At 69.6% G+C, this 260-nt stretch carries 1 protein-coding gene; it reads left to right on the top strand.

Annotated elements, in window-relative coordinates:
* Positions 1-61 precede the first annotated feature (61 nt).
* The coding region (locus AC0L3B_RS39760; protein WP_473383361.1) for a hypothetical protein at positions 62-260 on the top strand (199 nt) is incomplete at its 3' end.

Raw genomic sequence — 260 nt, forward strand, 5'->3', positions numbered from 1 at the left:
GGCCGGTGGGCGACGCGCCGCCGGGCGCCAAAGGTCGGGGCCACCAGCGGGGCATCGGTCATTGCAAGCGCTGGAGAACGAACGCAAGCACGTGCGCGGCCGCTTCAAGGAAGCCCGGCAGCACTTGAGCACATCGCCCCGCTATGGGGAGCGCAACGCGCGTTGGCGCCACGACCTGCCCTGGTACCTGGTGATCGGTGAACCGCGCAGTGGCAAGACCCAGTTGCTGGCGGCAGCCGGCTTGCAGTCACCGCTCGATC

Source organism: Bradyrhizobium sp. Kon56 (assembly GCF_055807635.1).